19 protein-coding genes and 1 riboswitch are annotated in these 23265 nt (G+C 73.0%); of the genes, 11 read left to right on the forward strand and 8 right to left on the reverse strand.

The annotated features are described in order from the left end of the window. The first annotated feature begins 44 nt into the window (after positions 1 to 44). Entirely contained in the window at positions 45 to 2783 is a 2739-nt protein-coding gene (locus AC07CM_RS19940; protein WP_478877718.1) for a SpoIIE family protein phosphatase, read from the forward strand. A gap of 129 nt (positions 2784 to 2912) precedes the next feature. Here the strand turns inward: AC07CM_RS19940 and AC07CM_RS19945 are convergent, their stop codons facing one another. Together AC07CM_RS19945 and AC07CM_RS19950 are read right to left on the reverse strand one after the other, a co-directional pair. Further along, on the reverse strand, positions 2913 to 3146 hold the full coding sequence (locus AC07CM_RS19945) for a hypothetical protein (protein WP_478877719.1): 234 nt from the start codon (positions 3144 to 3146) through the stop codon (positions 2913 to 2915). Positions 3147 to 3236: 90 nt separating this feature from the next. Beyond that, entirely contained in the window at positions 3237 to 5075 is a 1839-nt protein-coding gene (locus AC07CM_RS19950; RefSeq protein ID WP_478877720.1) for a glycoside hydrolase family 15 protein, read from the reverse strand. 219 nt (positions 5076 to 5294) lie between these two features. Here AC07CM_RS19950 and AC07CM_RS19955 point away from each other — a divergent pair, with 219 nt between their 5' ends. The 3 genes from AC07CM_RS19955 (at position 5295) to sthA (ending at position 7647) form a co-directional block, all read left to right on the forward strand. Then, entirely contained in the window at positions 5295 to 5501 is a 207-nt protein-coding gene (locus AC07CM_RS19955) for a hypothetical protein (RefSeq protein WP_478877721.1), read from the forward strand. Between the two features lie 226 nt (positions 5502 to 5727). Beyond that, positions 5728 to 6183, forward strand: a complete 456-nt coding sequence (locus AC07CM_RS19960; RefSeq protein ID WP_478877722.1) for an ester cyclase — start codon at positions 5728 to 5730, stop codon at positions 6181 to 6183. Positions 6184 to 6240: 57 nt separating this feature from the next. After that, a complete protein-coding gene (gene sthA, locus AC07CM_RS19965) occupies positions 6241 to 7647 on the forward strand; it encodes a Si-specific NAD(P)(+) transhydrogenase (RefSeq protein WP_478877723.1) in 1407 nt (468 codons plus the stop codon). Between the two features lie 126 nt (positions 7648 to 7773). Here the strand turns inward: sthA and AC07CM_RS19970 are convergent, their stop codons facing one another. Then, positions 7774 to 8274, reverse strand: coding sequence for a DUF5709 domain-containing protein (locus AC07CM_RS19970; protein ID WP_478877724.1), 501 nt, complete (start codon positions 8272 to 8274; stop codon positions 7774 to 7776). A 335-nt stretch (positions 8275 to 8609) separates the two neighbouring features. On the opposite strand from AC07CM_RS19970, the gene AC07CM_RS19975 reads away from it, so the two are divergent. Together AC07CM_RS19975 and AC07CM_RS19980 are read left to right on the forward strand one after the other, a co-directional pair. Next, positions 8610 to 10079, forward strand: a complete 1470-nt coding sequence (locus AC07CM_RS19975; protein ID WP_478877725.1) for an APC family permease — start codon at positions 8610 to 8612, stop codon at positions 10077 to 10079. An 11-nt stretch (positions 10080 to 10090) separates the two neighbouring features. After that, on the forward strand, positions 10091 to 11050 hold the full coding sequence (locus tag AC07CM_RS19980) for a hypothetical protein (protein WP_478877726.1): 960 nt from the start codon (positions 10091 to 10093) through the stop codon (positions 11048 to 11050). Between the two features lie 30 nt (positions 11051 to 11080). On the opposite strand, the gene AC07CM_RS19985 is transcribed toward AC07CM_RS19980, so the two are convergent. The 3 genes from AC07CM_RS19985 to efeU form a co-directional block, all read right to left on the reverse strand. Further along, on the reverse strand, positions 11081 to 12259 hold the full coding sequence (locus AC07CM_RS19985; RefSeq protein WP_478877727.1) for a C40 family peptidase: 1179 nt from the start codon (positions 12257 to 12259) through the stop codon (positions 11081 to 11083). 8 nt (positions 12260 to 12267) lie between these two features. Then, a riboswitch (cyclic di-AMP (ydaO/yuaA leader) is annotated at positions 12268 to 12437 on the reverse strand. Positions 12438 to 12673: 236 nt separating this feature from the next. After that, positions 12674 to 13945 carry an iron uptake transporter deferrochelatase/peroxidase subunit gene (gene efeB / locus AC07CM_RS19990; RefSeq protein ID WP_478877728.1) on the reverse strand — a complete coding sequence of 424 codons (1272 nt, stop codon included), beginning with the start codon at positions 13943 to 13945 and terminating at the stop codon, positions 12674 to 12676. Between the two features lie 38 nt (positions 13946 to 13983). Further along, positions 13984 to 16014, reverse strand: coding sequence for an iron uptake transporter permease EfeU (gene efeU / locus AC07CM_RS19995; RefSeq protein WP_478877729.1), 2031 nt, complete (start codon positions 16012 to 16014; stop codon positions 13984 to 13986). Between the two features lie 219 nt (positions 16015 to 16233). On the opposite strand from efeU, the gene AC07CM_RS20000 reads away from it, so the two are divergent. The 5 genes from AC07CM_RS20000 to AC07CM_RS20020 are packed head-to-tail and all read left to right on the forward strand — an operon-like array spanning position 16234 to position 20302. After that, a complete protein-coding gene (locus tag AC07CM_RS20000; RefSeq protein WP_478877730.1) occupies positions 16234 to 16893 on the forward strand; it encodes a DedA family protein in 660 nt (219 codons plus the stop codon). Continuing rightward, positions 16893 to 17495, forward strand: a complete 603-nt coding sequence (locus tag AC07CM_RS20005) for a phosphatase PAP2 family protein (RefSeq protein ID WP_478877731.1) — start codon at positions 16893 to 16895, stop codon at positions 17493 to 17495. The genes AC07CM_RS20000 and AC07CM_RS20005 overlap by 1 nt, the downstream gene beginning before the upstream one ends. Next, positions 17492 to 18247, forward strand: a complete 756-nt coding sequence (locus AC07CM_RS20010) for a phosphatase PAP2 family protein (RefSeq protein WP_478877732.1) — start codon at positions 17492 to 17494, stop codon at positions 18245 to 18247. The genes AC07CM_RS20005 and AC07CM_RS20010 overlap by 4 nt, the downstream gene beginning before the upstream one ends. Next, positions 18201 to 18866, forward strand: a complete 666-nt coding sequence (locus AC07CM_RS20015; RefSeq protein ID WP_478877733.1) for a response regulator transcription factor — start codon at positions 18201 to 18203, stop codon at positions 18864 to 18866. The genes AC07CM_RS20010 and AC07CM_RS20015 overlap by 47 nt, the downstream gene beginning before the upstream one ends. 35 nt (positions 18867 to 18901) lie before the next feature. Beyond that, a complete protein-coding gene (locus AC07CM_RS20020; protein WP_478877734.1) occupies positions 18902 to 20302 on the forward strand; it encodes a sensor histidine kinase in 1401 nt (466 codons plus the stop codon). 434 nt (positions 20303 to 20736) lie between these two features. Here AC07CM_RS20020 and AC07CM_RS20025 read toward each other — a convergent pair whose 3' ends face one another. Next, positions 20737 to 21681, reverse strand: coding sequence for a lysylphosphatidylglycerol synthase domain-containing protein (locus AC07CM_RS20025; protein ID WP_478877797.1), 945 nt, complete (start codon positions 21679 to 21681; stop codon positions 20737 to 20739). Positions 21682 to 21769: 88 nt separating this feature from the next. Beyond that, on the reverse strand, positions 21770 to 23265 hold a 1496-nt coding region (locus AC07CM_RS20030; RefSeq protein WP_478877735.1), incomplete at its 5' end, for a hypothetical protein.

Consider the following 23265-nt stretch of genomic DNA (forward strand, 5'->3'; position numbering starts at 1 on the left):
CGACGCTCTCGCCTGACAGGGCCGGGCAGTGTAGACATGGGCTCATGGTCCGACTGCCCGGCCGGCCCGAGACCCGGCGGCCCCGTCCTTCCGGGATCCCGCGCGCACCGCTGGGCCCGGGACAGGACCGTGCGGGGGCGGACGGCGGCCGGCCGCGCGCGCTGCAGTCGGCGATGACCCTGCGCAGCGTCGCCGGACAGGTCTTCCTCCTGCAAGTCGTGATCGTGCTGCTGCTGGTCGTGTCGGCCGTGGTGGCGCAGGTCCTCCAAGTGCGGCACGACACCGACCGCGAGTCCCGCAATCGTTCGCTCGCCGTCGCCCAGACGTTCGCCAACGCGCCCGGCACGGCGGCCGCGCTGCGCGCCCCGGATCCGACGGCCATCCTGCAGCCCAAGGCCGAGGCCGCCCGCAAGGCGTCGGGCGTGGACTTCATCGTCGTGATGAACACCGAGGGCATCCGCTACACGCATCCCAAACCGGACCGCATCGGAAAGAAGTTCGTCGGGACCATCGCCCCGGCCGTGGCCGGGGGCGTGGTCGTCGAGGAGATCAACGGCACGATAGGCCGGCTCGTACAGGCTGTGGTGCCCGTGAAGGACGCCGACGGCAAGGTGGTGGGCCTGGTGTCGACCGGGATCACCACCGCGCACGTGGGCGGGGCCGCCCAGCAGCAGCTGCCCCTGCTCCTCGCGGCGGCCGCGGCCGCGCTCGCGCTGGCCACCGCCGGCACGGCCCTGGTGAGCAGACGGCTGCTGCGCCAGACACACGGCCTCGGACCGGCCGAGATGACCCGGATGTACGAGCACCACGACGCGGTGCTGCACGCTGTCCGGGAGGGTGTGCTCATCGTCGGCGGCGACGGCCGGCTGCTGCTCGCCAACGACGAGGCGCACCGTCTGCTGGATCTCCCCGAGGACGCCGAGCAGCGGCATGTGCTGGAGCTGGGGCTGGACGACGAGACGGCCGGGTTGCTCGATTCCGGGCGGGTCGCCACGGACGAGGTGCACCTGGTCAAGGACCGTCTGCTGGCCGTCAACCAGCGCCCCACCGACCTGCGTGGCGGTCCGCCGGGCAGTGTCACCACGCTGCGCGACTCCACGGAGCTGCGCGCCCTGTCGGGCCGTGCGGAGGTGGCACGCGAGCGGCTGAACATGCTGTACGACGCCGGAGTGGGGATCGGCACCAGCCTGGACGTGGCCCGCACCGCCGAGGAACTGGCCGAGCTGGCCGTGCCGAGGTTCGCCGACTTCGCCACCGTGGACCTGTTCGACACGGTGCTGAACGGGGAGGAGCCCAGGCCCGGGACCGCGCTGCGCCGGGCGGCCTGCAGCGGCATCCGCAAGGACGCCCCGCTGTACCCGGTGGGCGAGCGGATCCGGTTCGTGGCGACCTCGCCGCAGGCCCGGAGCCTGACGACCGGGCAGTCCGTGGTGGAGCCCGTACTGCGCAAGGCACCGGGCTGGCTCGCCCAGGACCTGGAGCGCACCGAGCAGGTCGTGGCCTTCGGCATCCACTCGCTGATCACCGTGCCGCTGCGGGCCGGGAGCCTGGTGCTCGGCGTGGCGAACTTCTGGCGTTCGGAGAAACCGCAGCCGTTCGACGCCGAGGAGCTGGCCCTCGCCGAGGAACTGGTCGCCCGGGCCGCCGTGTCGATCGACAACGCCCGCCGCTACACCCGCGAGCACAGCATGGCGGTGACCCTGCAGCGCAGCCTGCTGCCCCGCAGCCTGCCCGAGCAGGGTGCCCTGGAGATCGCCTACCGCTATCTGCCCGCGCAGGCCGGGGTGGGCGGCGACTGGTTCGACGTGCTGCCGCTGTCGGGCGCGCGGGTGGCGCTGGTGGTGGGGGACGTCGTGGGGCACGGACTGCACGCGGCGGCGACGATGGGCCGGCTGCGCACGGCCGTGCACAACTTCTCCGCGCTCGATCTGCCGCCCGACGAACTCCTCAGTCTGCTGGACGAGTTGGTGGTCCGGATCGACCAGGACGAGACGCCCGCCGACGGCGCCGCGGCGGTGACCGGTGCGACCTGTCTGTACGCGGTGTACGACCCCGTCTCCCGCCGCTGCACGGTCGCCCGGGCCGGTCATCCGCCGCCCGCGCTGGTGCACCCGGACGGCAGGGTGGAGTTCCCGGACGTGCCCGCCGGTCCCCCGCTGGGCCTCGGCGGGCTGCCGTTCGAGACGGCCGACCTGGAGTTGGCTGAAGGCAGCCGGCTGGTGCTGTACACGGACGGTCTGGTGGAGGACCGGGACCGGGACATCGACGTCGGGCTCGAGCTGCTGGCCGAGGCCCTCGGCCGCGCCCCCGACGCCTCGCCCGAGGAGACCTGCCGAAGCGTGCTCGACCGGCTGCCGAACCGGCCCAGCGACGATGTGGCGCTGATCGTGGCCCGCACCCGGGTCCTCGGCCCGGGCCGGGTCGCGGAGTGGCAGGTGCCCTCCGATCCGGCGGCCGTCTCGGAGATCCGGGCGTCGGTCACCCGGCAGCTGGCGGACTGGGACCTGGAGGAGCTGTCGTTCACGACGGAGCTGATCCTGAGCGAGCTGGTCACCAACGCCATCCGGTACGGACGCGGTCCGATCGGCGTGCGGGTGCTGCGCGAGCGGACGCTGATCTGCGAGGTCTCCGACCGGAGCACGACCTCCCCGCATCTGCGGTACGCGGCGAGCACCGACGAGGGCGGCCGGGGCCTGTTCCTGGTCGCGCAGCTCACCGACCGCTGGGGCACCCGCTACACCCACGACGGCAAGATCATCTGGGCTGAGCAGCCGCTGCCCTGAGCGACCGCGGACAGCGGTCGCGGACGGTCGCCGCCGGCGGACACGGCGAGGGCCCGACGGATCCCGGCGAGACGCCAGGGGGTCCGCCGGGCCCGTCCCGGGTCCCGGTTCGCCCGAGCGCGACGGTCGTCAGCCGCTGAGCCGGGAGCGCAGCAACTGCTTGCCCATCTCGGCGCCCTTGCGGCTGTCGGCCTGAGCCTTGTGGAACAGGTCCGCGAGCTCGGTGTCGCTCTCGCGTTCGGCGTCCTCGATGTAGGTCTCGAGGCGCAGGGCGTTGTCCAGGCACGCCTCGACGTACCAGATCAGGTCGTAGGTCTTGTCGCGCGTACCGGTGATGCCACCGGTCTCGCTGGTCCTGGTCATACGAGGTCTCCTCCTTCTGTGGACCCTGTGTCCGTTGCCCTTCGGAGACACCCCGGGTACCCCTGCCACCTGCGGGCACACCGCCGGGTGTCAGCCGAGGGCGCGGTCCAGGTTGAAGGCGGCGCTGATCAGGGACAGATGGGTGAACGCCTGCGGGAAGTTGCCCTGCTGTTCGCCGGTGCGGCCGATCTCCTCGGCGTACAGGCCGAGGTGGTTGGCGTAGGTGAGCATCTTCTCGAAGGCGAGCCGGGCCTCGTCGAGCCGGCCGGCCCGGACCAGGGCCTCGACGTACCAGAAGGAGCAGATGGAGAAGGTGCCCTCGTCGCCGCGCAGCCCGTCGGGGCTGGCCTGCGGGTCGTAGCGGTACACGAGCGAGTCGGAGACCAGGTCCTCGGTGAGGGCGTCCAGGGTGGACAGCCACTTGGGGTCGGTGGGCGCGATGAACTTGGCGAGCGGCATCATCAGCACGGAGGCGTCGAGCACGTCGGCGCCCTCGTACTGCACGAAGGCGTTACGGCGCTCCGACCAGCCGCGGTCCATGATCCGCCGGTAGATGGCGTCCCGGGCCTGGCGCCAGCGGCGATGGTCGGCGGGCAGCCCGCGGTGGGTGGCGAGACGGATGGCCCGCTCGATGGCGACCCAGCACATCAACCGCGAGTACAGGAAGTTCTTGCGGCCGCCGCGGGTCTCCCACACGCCCTCGTCCGGCTGGTCCCAGTGGTCGCACACCCAGTCGACGAGGTGGCACACGTCGTCCCACTGGCCGCTGGAGATGGGCTCGGCCCACTTGTCGTAGAGGTAGATCGAGTCGATCAGGGCACCGTAGATGTCCAGCTGGAGCTGGTCGGCGGCGGCGTTGCCGACCCGGACCGGGGCGGAGCCGAGGTGGCCCTCCAGATGGGGCAGTTCGCGTTCGGGCAGATCGGCACGGCCGTCGATGCCGTACATGATCTGCAGCGGGCCGGAGCCGTCGCCGCAGCCGGGGCTGATGTGTGTGGTCAGGAACTTCATGAAGGCCGCGGCCTCGCCGCTGAAGCCGAGCCTGAGCAGCGCGTAGACGGCGAAGGCGGCGTCGCGGACCCACACATAGCGGTAGTCCCAGTTGCGCTCGCCGCCGAGCTGCTCGGGCAGGCTGGTGGTGGGCGCGGCGACGATGGCGCCGGTGGGGGCGTAGGTGAGGAGCTTGAGGGTGAGGGCGGAGCGGTGCACCATCTCGCGCCAGCGGCCACGGTAGCGGGACTGGTGCAGCCAGCGCCGCCAGTAGGCGACGGTGGCGTTGAACTGGTGCTCGGCCTCGGCGTGGGCGCAGCCGCGGGGGGCCACCTCGGTGCCGACCTGGTCCAGGGCGAACACCGCCGTCTCGCCCTCGCTCAGCTTGAAGTCGGCCCGCGCGTCCCGGCCGTCGCACTCCACGACGACGGTGGACGTGAGGGAGAGGGACAGCTTGGCGGACTCGAAGACGACCAGGCCGTCCAGGGAGCGCAGGTTGTGCGGGTCGGCGCCGTAGTTGAAGCGCGGGGCGATCAGGGCCCGGAAGGGCACAGTGCCGCGGACGCACACCACGCGCCGGATCAGCCGGTGCCGGCCCACCTCGCCCGAACCGTCTCCGGTGACCGGCATGAAGTCCTGCACCTCGCCCACGCCCTCCTCGGTGAAGAAGCGGGTGATCAGCACGTTCGTGTCCGGGAAGTAGAACTGCTTGGTGCGCGCGGGCACGGCGGCCGCCAGCTCGAAGCGGCCCCCGCGCTCGGCGTCGAGGACGGCCGCGAAGACGCTGGGGTCGTCGAAGGACGGGCAGCAGTACCAGTCGATCGTGCCGTTGGTGCCGACCAGGGCGACACTGCGCAGGTCGCCGATGAGGCCGTGCTCGGCGATCGGCAGGTAACGGGGGCTCCCGGGCAACTCCTGCTGGAAGGGCATGTCGGCCATCGCTTGCGCCTCCCCGATGCGGTGCGCTGCTGTTTTTCGGCTTATGGGCGGATTTCCAGCTTACGGGCGAGTGCTTCGCGGCGCGGTGGGCAGGCGCTCCTCACCCGGCGCTCCGCCGCCCTCCGGATGCAGGGTCGGCGGAGGCGGGGAATCGTGAGAGTGTGCCCCGTTCGGCGGCACCGGCACGGATGCGGTCATCCGGACCGAGGAGGAGGCATCATGTCGACATCCACACCCGAAGGGTCCCGGTCGTCCGACGACCACTGCACCCCGGACGCCCTGCTCCACTCAGCTCCCTCGAGGGATCTCACCCCGGAGGACTTGGTGATGGCGACGGGCAGGGACGTCACCCCGGCGAACCTCGACTGGGCGCGCCGCAAGCTGGAGACCGAGGGACTGGCGGCCATCGAGAAGCTGCTGCCCTAGGGCGTTCCGGGAGGCATCGGTACACCAACGGGGAGGCGCCGGGCAGGGGTGTGCGCCGGGCACACGGGGGGCGCACCCGCCCGGCGCCCTTGCCTGCCCGCCTCCGGTCGCCGGGGGCGTGGCGTCCCTCATGTCACATCCTGGTGAGCTGTCTCGTCCTGGTTGTAGCCGCCTGCGACGGCGGCGCAGTCCTCTTCAGCAGCGACCCGGCCCCAGGAGGCACCAGATGTCGGCAACCCGGGAATCAACCCAGGAAGAGCGCAACAAAGCCACGTTCATCCGGTTCCACGACGCCGTGAACACCGGCGACGCCGAACTCATCTCCAAGACGATCGACGAGGTCGCCGAGCCGGACCTGCTGTTCCACGCTCCGGTGCCCATGGGCGCGACGGGGGTGCAGGCACTCAAGCAGGTGTGGACGGTGCTTCTGCGGGCGTTCCCCGACATTCGCGTCACCGTCGAGGACGTGATCGCCGAGGGGGACAAGGTCGTCTTCCGGAACACGGTCACCGGGACCCACCGGGGCGAGTACCGGGGCCTGCCGCCGACCGGCACCTCCGTCACGTACGACGAGATCTTCGTCGTGCGCTTCGCGGACGGCCGCATCGCCGAGATCTGGGGAGTGGTCGACGTCTTCTCACAGCTGCGACAGCTCGGCGTGATCCCCGCGGGGCCGTCCTGACGCCCCGACTGTCACGGGCCTTCCGTACGGCACCCGGCGGCTGTCAGACTCCGGAAGGTGCCCGACTTCGACATGCTCGTCATCGGATCCGGACCCGGCGGGCAGAAGGCCGCCATCGCCGCGGCCAAGCTCGGCCGCCGGGTCGCCGTCGTCGACCGCCCCGACATGCTCGGCGGGGTCTCCCTGCACACCGGCACCATCCCCTCCAAGACCCTGCGCGAGGCCGTGCTGTACCTGACCGGTCTCACCCAGCGCGATCTGTACGGGCAGAGCTACCGGCTGAAGGAGGACATCACCGTCGCCGACCTGACCGCGCGCACCCGGCACGTGGTCGGCCGTGAGGTGGACGTCGTCCGCAGCCAGCTGTCCCGCAACCACGTGTCCGTGTACTCGGGCACGGGCCGGTTCGCCGACCCGCACACCGTCGCCCTGCGCGACGAGGGCACCGGTCAGGAGAGGCGGCTGAGCGCCGAGCACATCGTCATCGCCACCGGAACCCGGCCGGCCCGTCCGGGAACCGTGGAGTTCGACGGGCGCACCATCATGGACTCGGACAACGTGCTCTCGCTGGAGCGGGTGCCGCGTTCGATGGTGATCGTGGGCGCCGGGGTGATCGGCATGGAGTACGCCTCCATGTTCGCCGCGCTGGGCAGCAAGGTGACGGTCGTGGAGAAGCGGCCCGGGATGCTGGACCTGTGCGACGTCGAGGTCGTGGAGTCGCTCAAGTACCACCTGCGGGACCTCGCCGTCACCTTCCGGTTCGGGGAGACCGTCGCGGCCGTCGAACGCCACGCCCGGGGCACGCTGACCGTGCTGGAGAGCGGCAAGAAGATCCCCGCCGACACGGTGATGTACTCGGCGGGCCGCCAGGGGCTGACCGCCGGCCTCGATCTGGCCAGGGCGGGCCTGGCCGCCGACGCCCGGGGCCGGATCCGGGTGGACGAGCGCTACCGCACCGAGGTGCCGCACATCTACGCCGTCGGCGACGTCATAGGCTTCCCGGCCCTCGCGGCGACCTCCATGGAGCAGGGCCGGGCGGCGGCGTACCACGCGTGCGGGGAGCCGGTCGGGCGGATGCACCAGCTCCAGCCGATCGGCATCTACACCATCCCGGAGATCAGTTTCGTCGGCCGGACCGAGGACCAACTGACGGACGACTGCGTGCCGTTCGAGGTGGGCGTGGCCCGGTACCGGGAGCTGGCCCGGGGTCAGATCATCGGGGACTCGCACGGCATGCTGAAGCTGCTGGTCTCCCCGGTGGACCGCACCCTGCTCGGCGTGCACTGCTTCGGCTCGGGCGCCACCGAGCTGATCCACATCGGGCAGTCCGTGATGGGCTGCGGCGGCACGGTCGACTATCTGGTCGACGCGGTGTTCAACTACCCGACGCTGGCGGAGTCGTACAAGGTGGCGGCGCTGGACGCGACGAATCGGCTGCGCCAGCTGGACCGGCTTGGTGAGTGACGTCGCTGCCGGGGCGCGCCTGAGCGCCGTAGGGGTCCCCCGGGACGGCGGGTGCGGGCCCGGGACGGCCGGTCGCGCAGTTCCCCGCGCCCCTGAGTGGGACCGCCTCGGTCGGCCCGACGCCACTCACCGTTCGTCCGGGTCCGGTAGTTCCCTCTCGTTCGGTATCACGTGGATCGCGGCCTCCTCCGCCCCCGCCGCTCCCCCGTCGATGCCGACGTCGGTGGCGATCTCCTCCTTCGTGGTGTCGGTGTGGGCGCCCTCGTCCGGAGCGACCAGGCGGCCCGCGCGGTCCTCGCCCGCCTCGGGGTCGACCGGTTCGCCGTCGCCGCCGGGGAGGTCGCCGATCTCGTCGCCGGGTGGCGCGACGACGTCCGGGACCTCCTGGCCCAGCCGCTGGTCGAGGGTCTCCCCCTCGTGCTGTTCGGCCGCGGTGGTGCCGTGCTTGGTGACGCCCAGGGGCCGCTCCGGCGGGGAGTAGCCCTCGTCCAGGACGTCGTCGTAGCCGCGCTCGTCCACGGCGTCCTGCAGATCCAGGGGAGCTGCGTCCGCCTGCTCCTCGTTGGTTCCTGTGGGCTGGTAGGCGTCGTCCGCCATCGGGGTCTGCCCGGCCTGCTGATCGCTCATCGCCGCCTCCTTCTCGACGCGCGCTCGGTCCCGGTCCGCGTTTCCCGTGGGCCGCATCCCTAACCCGCCCGCATCCGAACAGGTCAGCACTGGTTACCGGTTGGTCATCTTGAAAGGTCAACAGGTGCCGCTATCATCACACCCACACACCGTGACCGTCCGCCGACGCTCGGCAGCACGGTGCCCACCACAACCCCGTGCACCACTCTTTCTCTCCTGGCCGGCAGCTGACCCGAGGCCATCCCTCTTCCGGGTCCGAGGCGGGTCGCACCCCCCACCCGTACGCGTCGGGCCAGGCGCCCGTGCGCCGTGCACGACCGGAAAGTGGCACGACCATGAGCAACAACAGGGGCAGAGGGCTGCAGGCCAATGTCCTCGGTACGTTCGACACCGTGGTGATGGCGGTCGCCGGCAGCGCACCGGCGTACTCGCTCGCCGCGACCACCGCCGTCCTCGTCGGCGCGGTGGGAATGGCCAGCCCGGCCGCCCTGCTGTACTGCGCGATACCCATGCTGGGCATAGCCCTGGCGTTCAGCTACCTCAGCCGGATCGACGTCAACGCGGGTGCCAGCTACTCCTGGGTGGGCCGTACCCTCCACCCGTTCCTGGGCTTCATCAGCGGCTGGGCGCTGGTGATCTCGGCGACCATCTTCATGGTGGCCGGTTCGCTGCCCGCCGGTTCGATGACGCTCGCGCTCTTCGACGACAAGCTGGCGGAGAACACGGCGCTGTCCACGGCGGTCGGCTCGGTGTGGTTCCTCGTGATGCTCGCGGTGGTGCTCGGCGGCGCCAGGCTCACCGTCCGCGCCCAGTTGCTGATGTCCGGTGTGGAGCTGGGCATCCTGGCGCTGTTCGCGGTGCTCGCCGTCTTCCACTCGCACAACGCCCGGGCCTTCGACTGGTCGTGGCTGGGTTTCTCCCACTTCGACGGCGTGAGCGGGTTCGCCTCCGGCGCGCTCCTCGCCGCGTTCTACTACTGGGGCTGGGACGTCACCAGCAACCTCAGCGAGGAGACCCGCAACAGCCGTCGTACGACGGGGCTCGCCGGTCTGATCGGGGTCGGCATCGTCTTCCTGCTGTTCGAGGTGTTCACCGTCGCGGTGAACGTCATCCTGACGTCGAAGCAGATCCAGGAGAACGACGCCAACGTGCTCGCGGTGCTGGGCGAGGAGATCTGGCCCGGCTGGGGCGGCAAGCTGCTCATCGTGTCGGTGATGCTGTCCACCATCGCCACGCTGGAGACCACGCTCATCCAGGTCACGCGTTCGCTGTTCGCGATGGGCCGGGACCGTACGATGCCCGCCGCGCTGGGCCGGGTGCACCGCACGTGGAACACGCCCTGGGTGGCGATCGTGGTGGTCGGCGCGGTGGCGCTGGCGATGTTCATCGCCTCCAACGCCCTCGGTTCGGTGGGCGAGATCCTCTCCGACGCGATCTCGGCGATCGGCCTGCAGATCGCCGTCTACTACGGCCTGGCCGGCCTCGCGGTGGTCGTCGCCTACCGCAAGATGCTGCTGAAGTCGGCGGCCGACTTCGTCCTCGGCGGGCTGTGGCCGCTGTTCGGCGCCCTGTTCATGTTCTGGATCTTCGTCGAGTCGCTGGGCGAGCTGAGCGGCGCCGCCATCGCGATCGGCATCGGCGGACTCGCCGCGGGACTGCTCCCGATGCTCTGGTACTGGCGGCAGGGAAGCGACTACTACCGGCCCGCGAAGCTGGACGCGACGCGCACCGTGGAGGCGGAGTACGTTCCCGACGGCGCGGGTACGCCGTCCCGGTCGCACGAGGGTCTCCCCACCGACTTCTGAGGGAGAACCCGATGGCACGAGACCGTTTCACGCCCGACTTCGACCCCGACTGCGGGGACGCGTCGCTCACCTCCGCCCGGCAGGACATCGTCATCGGCCGCTGGCAGGGGCTCAGGGACCTGCTGTGGGTGACCGGCGAGGACTGGACGCTGCGCGGGCACCGGGTGCGGCTGCTGGCCCAGGCCTGCGCGGGCAGTTCCACGGTGGAGTCGTGGCTGGCCGCCGAGCCCGGCAACGCGGACGCGCAGGTGCTGCGCGCGGCGACGGAGACGGCCCGGGCGTTCCACCTGGCCATCACGGCGGGGCGGGGCGTGCCGATCGACCGGGACCGCGTCGACAGCGCGGTCCTGGCCTGTCTGCACGCCACCGAGGCCTGCCCCGAGGATCCCACGCCGTGGGTGTCGCTGATCTCGGTCGCCCGGCTGTATCCGACGGGCGTACGGCGCCGCGAACTGGGGCGCTGGTGGGACGAGTTGTACCGGCGGGACCCGTACAACACGGAGGGCCATCTGCAGGTGCTGCACTACTACTCGGCCCGCTGGCACGGCACGCACGGCCTGATGTACGACTTCGCCCGGGACGCGGCCGGAGTGGCGCCGCCCGGCTGCCCGCTGCCGGTGCTGGTGCAGTACGCCCGGGTGGAGGAGTACCGCTACGCCCTCGACGGCGCGCACGGGCAGCGCGGTGCGATGAGCCTCGGCCCGCACTGGGACCACGACGGAGCGGTCAACGACGTGCGGCGCACCTGGGAGCGGTGGGTGCGGGCCCGCCCGGACAGCGATGTGCCCCCCACCGAGCTGCGGGACCTCAACCACCTGGCGCACGCGGCCTGTCTGGCCGGCACGCCGGACGTCGCGGCGGCCGTACTGCGCCTGCTGGGCCGCCGTGCCACCCGGACCCCCTGGTCGTACACGGGTGATCCGACCCGGCAGCTGATCAAGTGGCGGGAGGACCTGGGGGTACGCGGGTGACGGCGGCCGGCCTCTCGCAGGCCCCGGACGTCAGGACGGGCGCACCACGCTGTGGATGATCGACTCGCCGCCGTAGTAGATGGATTCCTCGCGGACGTAGGCACCGGGCTTCGGGGCGTGGATCATCATGCCGTTGCCGATGTAGATGCCGACGTGGCTGATGTCGTCGTAGAAGAAGACGAGGTCGCCGGGCTGGGCGTCGGCCAGGGACACCGTGGTGCCGGCGGTCACCTGGTCGTAGGTGGTGCGCGGCAGGGTGACGCCGGCGGCCTTCCACGCGGCCTGGGTGAGCCCGGAACAGTCGTAGGAACCGGGCCCGGTCGCACCCCAGACGTACGGCTTGCCGATCTGCGCACGGGCGAAGGCGAGCGCCTCGGCGGCCTTGGCGGCGTTCGTGGAGCCCGACGTCGAGGTCGAGGTCCCCGAACCCGAGGACGAGCCGGAGCCGGAGGTCGAGGTCGAGCCGGAGGACGCGCTCTGCTCCTTCGCGGCCTGCGCGGCCGCGGCCTGCTTCTTGGCGAGCTCCGCCGCCTTCCTCGCCGCCTCCTGCTGCTTCTGCTTCTCGATCGCCGCGAGGCGTGCCTTCTCCTGCGCCGTCAGCGTGGAGAGCAACTTCCGTGCGGTGGACAGCTTTTCCTGGACGGTGGACTTGGCCGTCCTGAGGTCGTTCTGCGACTGCGTGAGCGTCTCGAGGCTCTTGACGGCCTTCCGCCGCGTCTTCAGAGTCGCGGCCTGTGCGGTGACGTAGTCGTCGACCGCGCCCTTCTGGCGTGAGGTCAGCCGGTTCATCAGCTGCGTCTGGTCGAAGTAGTCCTGCGGGGAGTCCGAGAGCAGGAAGGTCGCGGTGCCGGGGGTGGCGGCCCCGGTCCGGTACTGTGCCGCGGCGAACGAACCCAGTTCCTCACGCGCCTTGTTGAGCTTGGCCGTGCGCTCGGCCACGTCGTCGAGCAGGGTGTCGACGTGCGTGCGCTCCTGCGCGGCCTTCTCCTTGGCCGCGTCGTACTTCTCGGTCGCGGACTCGGCCTGACGGTACAGGTCGTCGACCTTCTTCTGAACCTCCTCGAGGCTCGGCCTGCCGTCGGCGGAGGGGGTGGCGTTGGCGGTCTGGGACAGCAGCGCCACGGAGGTGAGGGCGGCAGTGGCGAGGACGGGGGTGCGTATGCCTGCCACACGGGCACCCGTGGGGCGCGACTTGCGGTGCGACGCCAAGGTAGGCGACTCCTTCCATGTTCCGCCTACCGAGTTAGCTGTCGGGTTCGGGCGGGTGGTTCGGAAGGGTTGCCCTACGGCCCGTTCCCGGGAAGGGAGTCGGGCCGATTCACCCCAAGGTCGGTGGGTCCCCGGCTCCGGCTGCCCGCAGGCGGACCGGACTCGGCGGAGGCCGCACGGCCCGGCGACGTTCGCCGGTGGTTGTCGGACGACCTGGCCGGAACGCTAGCCAAGTCGTGGGGCCGCTGTGAAGGTTGGTGGGCGATATGCCCGATACATTTTCGTGACCTTTGCTCAGCTCCGTCGCAGGGTGCGATCGATCTGCCGTGACGTGGTGCGCTTTGTCCCGACTTCCGACGTCGGGCTGGGAGGAACGGAGCGGGACCGGGAGCGGTGCGGAGCCGGCGGCGGCCGTCAGGCGGACAGCAGGCCCCTGCCGAGCCAGTCCTTCGCGTCCCGCACGCCGGGCAGGGCGAAGAAGTAGCCGCCGCCCGTCGGGGAGATGTAGTCGACCAGGGGCTCGTCGATCAGCCGGGTCTGCACGGCCTCGAACTGGCGCCTGACGTCCTGCTGGTAGCAGCAGAAGACCAGGCCCATGTCGAGGTTGCCGACCTTGTCCACGCCCCGGTCGTAGTTGTAGCCCCGGCGCAGGATGCGGGAGCTGTCGGTCCTCGTGGTGCGCGGGTTGGCCAGGCGGATGTGGGCGTCGCGTGGGATCGCGGTGCCGTGCGGGTCCCTGGCGTAATCGGGAAGGTCCGTCTCCTTGGTGCCGTCGAGGGGGGCGCCGGTGTCCTTGCGGCGGCCGAACATCTTCTCCTGCTCGGTCAGCGACACCCGGTCCCAGAACTCCACGAGCATCCGGATGATCCGGATCACCTGGTAGCTGCCGCCCGTGGCCCAGGCGGGCTCGCCCTGTCCGTCGCCGACCCAGATGAGCTTGTTCGTCTCACGGGCCGAGCCGACGTCGGGGTTGGCGATGCCGTCCTTGAAGCCGAGCAGGTTCCGCTGGGCGCCGGTGGGGCGCGGGGCGCTCTGGAAGCCGTCGATGCGCCACTTGATCTGCATGGCGCCCCGGCTGTGCCGGGCTATGTCGCGCAGGGCGTGCAGCACGGTGTCCTGGCTGCCCGCGCAGAGTTGCAGGGAGAGGTCGCCGTGGCACTCGGCGGCGTCCAGGTCGTCGTTCGGGAAGGTCCGCATCGGGGTGAGCCGGGCGGGCCTGGCACTGGCGAGGCCGTAGCGGTCGTCGAAGAGGGACGCGCCGACGCCGACGGTGACGGTCAGCGAGTCCGGGGGGACCTCGGGGCCGAGGATGCCGTTGTCGGAGGGCGGCGCGCCGACGCCGAGGTCGGTGGGGGCGCCGCCGGAGGTGAGGAAGCGGGCCCGTTCGGTAATGGTGCGCAGCAGGTCGGTGAGGCCCTTGCGGTCGTCGGCGACGACGTCGAGGGAGACGAAGGTCGCGGCGGCCGGGGCGGGGGTGATGATCCCGGCCTGGTGGGCGCCGTGGAAGGCGACCTTCGCGCCGCTGTCCGTGCCCGTGTCCTGCGCCCGTGCGGTGCCCCCGCTCTCGCCGAGCGCGAAGCCGCCGCCGGCCAGCACCGCGCCCGCGGCCGACGCGCCCAGCGCGGTTCGCACGAAGGAGCGGCGGGCGGGGCCGACGGGGCAGGCCGGCGTCTCGGCAGTGGACATCGAAGGGTTCCCTTCCAGGTGCGGGTGCTCGGTGCTCATCAGGCGGACTTGCGGATCTCGAGGAGGTCCGGGACCGGGGCGAGGTCTTCCAGCAGCTGTCCGGTGGCGCCGTTGACGCGCTGCCGCTCGGCGGTGCCGAGCCGGTCGACGGGGGTCCAGCGGCCACCGTCGTGGGCCGCGTCCAGGAGCTTCTGGAGCCGGGCGATGTCCGCGTCGACCGTCGGGAGCAGCTGGGGTGCGCGGCTGGTCAGCAGCGGCTTCAGGACGGTGAGCAGCTCGCGGGTGCCGGCGAGGTTGGCGTCGGCGGTGGCGAGGGTGGTCCCGCTGCCCTGGTCGGTATCGCCGGTCAGCTCGAACTGGAGGGTGTTCTCCAGGATCTCGTGGGCCCGCAGCGGCAGGTCGCCCGGGTCGAACTCCTGGCCGGGGAAGGCCTTGCGCAGACCCGCGGCCGCGTCGGCGAGCTGCCGGGCGGGCTCCCGCAGGTCCTTGGCCGGCTCGCCGTGCCACAGGCCGTGCTCGAGGCGCAGAAACCCGGTGAAGTCCTTGTCCCGGACGCCGTCGGCCAGCCCGTCGGGCCGTCCGTCGATCTTCTGGTCGAAGTCCTCGAAGGTGCCGTAGGCGGCGCCGAGGGAGGCGTAGGTGCGGTGGGCGGTCAGCCAGTCCGTGCGGGCCCTGTCGAGGTGGCCGCCCGCGATGTCGTCGTCGAGGGTCCGGGTCTGGGTGACGAGCGTGCCCAGGCCCTGCTCGACGTACGTCCGGTACGCCTTCAGGGGTGCGGCGAGATCCTGTTCCGAGACCGGGACGACCGGCTTGCCCGCTGCCCCGCCGCCGACCCGCACCGCCCTGGAGGTGACGGCCCTGCCGCCGGTCGGGACGCAGCGCCAGGCGTAGCTGCCGCCCGCGACGGTGGCGACCAGGTCACGGGTGGTGCCGGGCGCCAGGCCCTCGATCTCGCCGTAGACCGCGCCGGTCGACGGGTCGATCAGGTACACCTCGGAGGTCTTGCCGCCGGTGTTGCGCATCTGGAAGGTCTGGCGGCCCGGCTCCGGTGCGGTGAAGCCCTTGCCGCACTCGGTCTCCGAGACGGCGACGGTCTCGTCGCCCGCGGGCTTGGGGCGAGCGAGGGCGACGACGAGGCCGGCGAGCAGGGCGGGTACGGCGACCACGGCGGCCGGGATCACCCACACGGGCCGGTTCCGCCGCGGCCGGGCGGCCTTCGGCTCGGGCACGGCCCGCTCGGCGGCCGGCTTCGGGGTGGTGGTGCGGACTCCGCGCACGAACAGCGTCATCACCACGGCGAGGTAGGCGGCGTAGGCCGCCACCTGCAGCCAGGTCATGGTCGGGGTGAGGTTGAACACACCCTGGATCAGGGTGCTGTACCAGGAGCCGGCGTCGACGCTGCCGGCCAGGTCGACCGCGTAGGCGGTCTTCCCGGGCAGCACGCCACCCTCCTGGAGGTCGCGCAGGCCGTAGCCGAGGACGCCGGCCGCGATGACGATGAGGACCGCGCCGGTGGCGGTGAAGAACCTGGTCAGGTTGATCTTCAGCACCCGCCGGTACAGGCCCCAGCACAGTCCGGCCGCGAGGACCAGGCCGATGCCGGCGCCGGTCAGCGGGCCGGCCGACTCGCCGGCCGCCCGGGCGGTGGTCCACAGGAACAGGGCCGTCTCCAGGCCCTCACGGCCCACCGCGAGGAACGCGGTGAGGACCAGCATCCCGGAGCCCATGGCAAGGGCGCCGGTGACCTTCTCCTTCAGCTCGCCGGAGAGGTTGCGGGCCGAGCGCCGCATCCAGAACACCATGGCGGTGACGAACGCGACGGCGATCACGCCGAGGGTGCCGCCGAAGGCCTCCTGGGCGGTCTGGGAGAGGGAGGCGGCGGTGAAGGTGAGGACCGCGCCGAAGCTCATGGCCACGGCGATCGCGGCCAGGACGCCCGTCCAGACCTGCGGCAGCCGCGAACGGGCCCCGGCCCGCACCAGGGTGGCGATGAGTACGGAGACGATGAGTCCGCCTTCGAGCCCCTCGCGCAGTCCGATCAGGAAGCTCGGAAACGCGTCGTCCCACATGCTCTGCGACCCCTCCCACTTAGTGAAGGCATGCCTTACCTTCGCAGACCATCATGACTACACGGATGTAGTCGGCCGGTCATGAAGTGGCAATAGGGAGGCAAAGTCCGGGAACGACACCCGGCCGTCGGTCGTCTACGCTTCGGTAGACCGTCTACAAATGTGTAGTCGGAATCAGTCGAGGCAATCGGAATCAGCCGAAGGAAAGGGCGTGCGGCGATGGCCACTCCCTCAGACCTGTCGTCGCAGCTCGCGGTCAACGTGCTCGACGCCCACTCCCTGCTGGCCGCGTTCGGCGTGCTGGGCGTCGCGGCGGTGCTGTTCGCGGAGACGGGCCTGCTGATCGGTTTCTTCCTGCCCGGCGACTCCCTGCTGTTCACAGCGGGCCTGCTCTGCACGGGCGCCTCCGACCGGGGTGTGCACCTCTCGCTCGGCCCGCTGCTCGTCGCGTCGGCCGTCGGTGCGCTGGCGGGCTCGCAGTGCGGGTATCTGCTGGGCCGCAGGGCGGGCGGGGCGCTGCTCGCGCGCAGCGGGTCGGCCCGCCTGCACGAGGGCGCCGAGCGCGCCGAGGAGCTGCTGGAGCGGTACGGACACGCGAAGGCGATCGTGCTGGCCCGCTTCGTGCCGGTGGTGCGGACGGTGCTGAACCCGATGGCGGGCGCGCTCGGCGTGCCGGTGCGCACGTTCACGCTCTGGCAGGTGGTGGGCGGACTCGTGTGGAGCATCGGGCTCACCCTCGCCGGCTACGCCCTGGGCTCCTCGATCCCGAATGTCGACAAGTACCTGCTGCCGGTGATCGCGCTGATCGTGGTCCTGTCGCTCGTTCCGCTCGCCGCCGAGGTGCTGCGCTCCCGCAGGGCAGCCAAGGAGGCCCGCTGATGATCCTCGCGCTCACCGGCTCCGCGGTCGACGGCCGGCTGTACCGGGACGTGGTGGATCTCGCCCATCACGTCCCCGGTCGGCTGGACGCGGTCATAACGGCGTGGTCCGCCTACGGCCTGGCCGTCTTCGCGCTGCTCATGGCCGTCGGGTGGTGGCGGGCCCGGCGGGTCGGCGCCGCGGCCGCCACCACGGCCCTGACCGTTCCGGTGGCCGTGCTGGTGGCCTTCGGCGCGGACGCCGGGCTCAAGCTCCTGGTGCGGGAGGACCGGCCCTGCCACGGCCTGCCCTTCCGGACACTGGAGGCGTGTCCGGCGCCCGGCGACTGGTCGTTCCCGAGCAACCACACCGCCATCGCGGCCGCCTCCGCGGTCGCCCTCCTCTTCGTCTCCCGCCGGCTCGGGGCCGTCGCCGCCGTGTGCGCCGTGGCCATGGCGGCCTCCCGGGTCTGGGTGGGCGTCCACTATCCGCACGACGTCCTCGCGGGAGCCGTCGTCGGCGGTCTGGTCGCCTTCCTCGTGATGACCGTGCTCCGGGGCCGCCCGCGCGGCCTCGCGGCACGGCTGGCGGCGAGCAGGCTGCGCCCGCTGCTGGTGTCATGAACCGCAAGGGCATCGCGGAACTGGCGGGCAGTGTCGCCCTCGGCGCCTGGGCGGCGTTCGCGCTGCTGGCGCTGGTCGTCTCAGGCCGGCACGGCGTCCCGCTGTCGGTGGACCGCACCCTGCTCGACTGGTCCGTCGGCCACCGCCCGGAGATGGCGGCGGCCGTCGCCCGCGGGCTGACCGCCACCGGCACCGGCCTCATCCCCTACGCGGTGGTCGTCGTGGCCGGACTGCTCGTGGGCGGGACCCGGCGGCAGCGGCTGACGGCCGCGCTGCTCGCCGCCGCCTGTCTCGCCACCGGCGAGGCCGTGCGGTACGCCGTCATGGAGCTGGTCGGCCGGGCCCGCCCGCCGTACCAGGACTGGCAGACGCACGCCTCGGGCTGGGCGTTCCCGTCGGGACACACCACCACCTCGGCCCTGACCGCCGGGCTGGTCGTCCTCGCGATCTGCGTACGGGCCCCGCGCGGCCGGCTCCCGCTGTGCCTGGCGGTGGTCTGCTGGGCGGCCGGAGTGGGCCTGACCCGGGTCTTCCTCGGCGTCCACTGGTTCACGGACGTGCTCGGCGGCTGGCTGTTCGCCGTCGGCTGGCTCGGCATCTGGGTGTGCGCGGCGGCCTGGTGGCTGCCCACCCGCCTGATCACCGGCACCGGCGAGCCGGACCCCCCACCCACCACCGACCCGGCCGATGCGCCGCTGGAGAGGCATGCGCCCCAAGATCCTGGTCGTCGAGGACGATCACGCCCTGCGTGACGTCCTGCGGCGCGGACTGCACGACGAGGAGTTCGACACGGTGACGGCAGCCGACGGCGCCACGGCCCTGCGGCTCGCGGCACCCGATGTCGCCGCCGCGGTGCTGGACGTCGGGCTGCCCGACGCGGACGGCCGGGACGTGTGCCAGGCCATGCGCGCGAACGGCTTCCTCGGCCCGGTCGTCTTCCTGACCGCGCGCCACGGGCTCACGGACCGGCTGTCGGGCTTCTCGGCCGGCGGCGACGACTATCTGCCCAAGCCGTTCCACCTGGCCGAGCTGGCCGCCCGGCTGCGCGCCGCGCTCAGACGGACCGCTGCCCCGCCGGCGGCCACCGCCGCGGGCGGGCTCGTGCTGGACGCCGTCCGGCACAGCGCCGTGGTGAACGGCGCCCGGATCGAGCTGACGCCGACCGAGTTCCGGCTGCTGGCGGCGCTCACGGCGGCGGGCGGCGACCTGGTGCGCCGCCGCGAGCTGGTCCGGGCGGGCTGGCCGGAGGGTGCGCAGGTCAGCGAGAACACGCTGGACCAGTACCTGACCCGGTTGCGGCGCAAGCTGCGCGCGGCGGGCAGCGAGCTCACCATCGGCACCGCGCGCGGCATCGGCCACCGGCTCGGCTGAGCGTCCACGCCGGTGCGCATCCGTATGAGACGGGTATGAGTGCCGCCCGTACCGCCCGTGTCAGGTTTCCCGCCTCCGCGACGTTTGCCGCCCGGCTCGCGCCCCGCACCCTGCGCGGCCGGCTCTCGCTGGTCGCGCTGGCCACGGCCGCCCTGCTGATGGTGATCCTCACGGTGGTCTTCAACGCCGTGGTCCAGCACCGGCTCCAGGGGGAGGCGGACGACGAGCTGCGCACCCGTGCGGCGGCGGTGGCCACCACTGTGGACACGCGCGGCGGACGCGTGCGGGTCCTGGAGACCGTCAACGACCCGCTCCTCGACACCGACGCGTGGATCTACGCCGGCACCAGGCTGCTCGAGCGGCCGCCGTCCGCGCCCCGCGAGGACGCCCTCACCCGCGCCGCGGGCACCCTCGCCGCCGCGGGCGGGCTCCGCTGCGCCACCGTCGGCGGCCGCGAACCGGTCCGGCTGTGCGCCGACCCGGTGCCCGGGCACGGGACGACGGCGACCGTCGTCACGGCGCTGGACCTGTCGCCGTACCGGAGTTCGGCGCGGACGCTGCTGCTCGGGTCGTTCGCGCTGGACGCGGTGATGCTCGTCTGCACCTACGGGCTGACCCGGCTGGCGGTGGGGCGGGCGCTGCTGCCGGTGCACACGATGACGGACCAGGCGACCCGGTGGAGCGCCGTGGCCTCCCCGGCGCGCTTCGGCGGCCGGGGGCGGCCGGCGGAACTGGCCGCGCTAGGCACGTCGCTGGACGCGCTGCTGGACCGGATCCGGGCGATGGTGCGGCACGAGCGGCAGCTGACCGGGGAGCTGTCGCACGAACTGCGCACCCCGCTGAGCCGGATGGTCGCGGAACTGGACTGGTGGCGCTCGCGTCCCCGCTCCGAGGCGGAGACCCGGGCGACCCACGAGGTCGTCGCCGAGGCCGCCCGCGCGATGCGCACCATCTGCGACACGCTGCTCGACGAGGCCCGCGACGGTGTGCCCATGGCCCCCGGCACGGCCGAGGTGCTGCCGGCCCTGCACCGCGTGGCGGCCTCCCTGGACGCCCCCGGGCCGGTGCGGGTCACCGTCGCCACCGGCGGGACGGCCCTGCGGGCGGGCGTGCGGCCCGCGCTGCTGGAGCGCATCGTCAGCCCGCTGCTCGCCAACGCCGTGCGCCACGCCCGTACGACCGTCACGCTCGCCGCCCGCCCGGCCGCTGACGGGATCCGGGTGGAGGTCACGGACGACGGGCCGGGCGTACCCGAGTCGTTCCGCGCCGAACTGTTCCAGCCGGGGCGGCGGGCCGACCCGGGCGACGGACACACCGGAGCGGGCCTCGGGCTCCCGCTCGCACGCCGCCTGGCCCGTTCCGCGGGCGGGGAGGTGTCCCACGACACCGACCATGCTCCCGGCACCCGCTTCGTGATCACACTCCCCAGCGCCTGACACCCACCGGGCCGACCCGATGGCCGCCGGCTCCCGGACACATCCCGGCCGCGCCGGCCCGGCCCTGGGGGTGGGCGGGTCTCGTCGCCGACGGACACGCAGCAGCGGGCGCGCCTCGAACGACGGTGTGGCGGCCCTCCCGGCGGCTCGCGGTTCGCTGATGCCCGTCCCGAACAGACGGCCCCACGCCGGACGGCGCCATGCGACCCGTCCCGGCGGCTCGCGGTTCGCTGATGCCCGTCCCGAACAGACGGCCCCACGCCGGACGGCACCACGCGGTCCGTCCCGGCGGCTCGCCGCCGGCGGGCGCTCGGACATGATCCGAGCCCGCGGCCTGTCCCCCCGGGCGGCCGTTGCCCCGGCGGAGCATCTGGCCGCTCGGTTCCGTCTCGGGCGGCCGGTCGAAGCCGGGGGCGGGGAAAGCTCCCGCCGTCTCAGAGGGAGCGGCGCCGCACCAGTACGGCCAGGACCAGCAGGCCCGGGAGCAGCGGTAGCCAGACGGTCAGGAGTCGGTAGCCGAGTACGGCGGAGGCGGCCGTTGCGGCGGGTGCGCCGGAGACGGTCAGGCCGAGGGCGAGGGCGGCGTCCAGGGAGCCGAGCCCGCCCGGGGTGGGGAGCAGGGCTGCCGCGCTGCTGGCGGCGAGGTACAGCAGGGCCGTCTGGAGCGGGGACAGGGGCAGTTCGACGGCCTGGCCGACGGCGACGACGACCAGGCAGTGCAGCGCGGCGAAAGCCAGCGAGCCGCCCCACAGGGCGGCAGCGCGGGCCGGGCAGGCGTGCACGGCGCGGATGTCCGGCAGCACGTTCGTCAGCGCACGCCGGCAGCGCGAGCGCAGCGGGCCGGCCAGGAGCACACCGAGCAGGACGCCGGCGCCCAGGACGGCGGCGAGCGCGGCCGCGGGAACGTGCGGGAAGCGCAGCAGGCCCGGGAAGAGGGGCGTGAGCACCGTGATCAGGGCGATGCGGACCAGGGCGCCGGCGGTGGCCTTGACGGCCAGCGCGCCGGCCGAGCGGCCCGCCGGCAGTCCGCAGCGCATCAGGAAGCGCAGGTTCACCGCGCCGGCGCCGAGTCCGGCGGGCAGCAGGTGGTTGGCCGCGGAGGCCGCGAACTGCGCGGCGACCAGGCGTGTTCCGGGCAGCCGCCGGGCGACCGCGCCCTGCTGGGCGAGTGCCGAGGCCGCCCAGGTTCCCACGGCCGCCGCCGCGCCGACCAGCAGCCACCCCTGGTCGGCGACGGCCAGCCGCAGCGCCCCGGTCTCCAGCGTCGGCCAGTGCCGCCGGGCCAGGTAGGCCGCACACGTCAGGAGCGCGAGGCAGACCAGGGTGGGCCAGTAGGTCCGGCGGCGACCGGTGGTGGCGAGGGCCACCGGGGACGTCACGGGGGAGGGTGCGGGGGCGTCATGGGCGGCCTCCGGTACGGCGTGCTGGGTCATCGACCGCCTCCCCCGCGTCTGCCGCGGCACCAGGTCATGGACCGCCCTCCGGTACGGCGTGGTAGAGGCGCAGTCCCTCGAACGGCACGGACGGCCAGTGCCGGGCGTACCCGGGTGGCCGGGAGCCCGCCGGCACCAGGGTGGCCACCGGGGTGTGGCGCGCGGTGCGGGCGATGTCCTGTGCCGTGCTGTTGGCGTTGTGCCCGGCCGTGGCGGCCGAGGAACAGCCGGCGTAGAACGCCACCGGGATGGCCTCATGCCCGGTGACCAGACAGGGCGGGCGGACGCCGATCCCGTGCAGGGTGGCGGCGGTGCGGGACCAGGCACGGTGCGCGGCGGTGGTGCGGTCCACGGTGTGCGTGAGGACGGCGAGTTGTACGGCGAGGTGGGCCGCGAGTCCGAGTGCCACCAGTGTCACGGCGACGGGCCGCCAGGCCCGGGGCGGCGCGGTGACCAGGTGGACGAGCGCGCCGGCGACGGGGATCGCCAGCAGGGCGTAGGCGGGGAGCAGGAAGCGGGGGGCCGCGTAGCCGATCATGAACAGGTACGGGAAGGCGGCCGTCGCCCCGCAGGCGAGCGGGAGCAGTGTGGGCGTCGTGCGCCGGGCCCGGACCGCGATCACCAGGCCGAGCACGGCGAGCACGGGCAGGACGAACCACCAGGCGGTGACCATCGGGTGGGGCAGCGTTCCCGTGCACGGCCGGCACAGCGCCCGCCCGCCGAGGCTGCGCAGCTGGTCGACGACGGCGACGTGGAAACCGAGTCCGCCCTGGATCGCCGAGCCCTCGGACAGGCGGTCGGCGAGGCCGCCGTAGTCGACGTACGCCTCGATCACCCACTCGGCCGCCCCGGCGGCGAGGCCGGCGAGCAGGACGAGCAGGGTCCGCCAGTGGCGGTGCAGCAGGCCGAGGGCGAGGAGCGGCAGGGCGACCCAGACGGCGTCCACGGGCCGCATCCACGCCATCAGTGCCCCGCTCGCGGCCATACCCCACAGGGCGGCCCGGTCGGCGCGGTCGGTGCGGGCACGCAGGTAGCAGGCCACGGCGGTCAGGGCGCCCACGGCCACCCAGTAGTTGGGCATGGCCTGGGGGCCGTAGAACAGGGTCACCCACAGGGAGGCGAACAGGGCGCCGGCGAGGGCGAGTACGCGGACCGGGACCAGGCCCCGCCAGGTGCGCAGGGCCAGGAACAGGGCGAGGCCGGACAGGACGGCGAGGTAGACCCGCAGCAGCGCCGTCGAGGAGGACCAGGTGGCGACGGGCGCGACCAGCAGGGAGACGCCCCGCGCGCGGGGTGCGCTGAAGAAGGCGGCGGGCACGTGTCCGCTGACCTGGCTGACGTACACCGTCTCGTCCCAGCCGAGCCCCATGCCGGGCCGGACGAGGACCAGTTGGGCCAGCGTGAAGGCGGCCGCGACGGCCGCGAGCGGCCAAACTGCCCGAGTCCGACCGGCACCGGAGAACGCGCGGGGGGGGGGGGGGGGGGGGGGGGGGGGGGGGGGGGGGGGGGGGGGGGCGGGGGGGCGGGGCG

This window comes from Streptomyces sp. NPDC044061 (genome assembly GCF_056434305.1).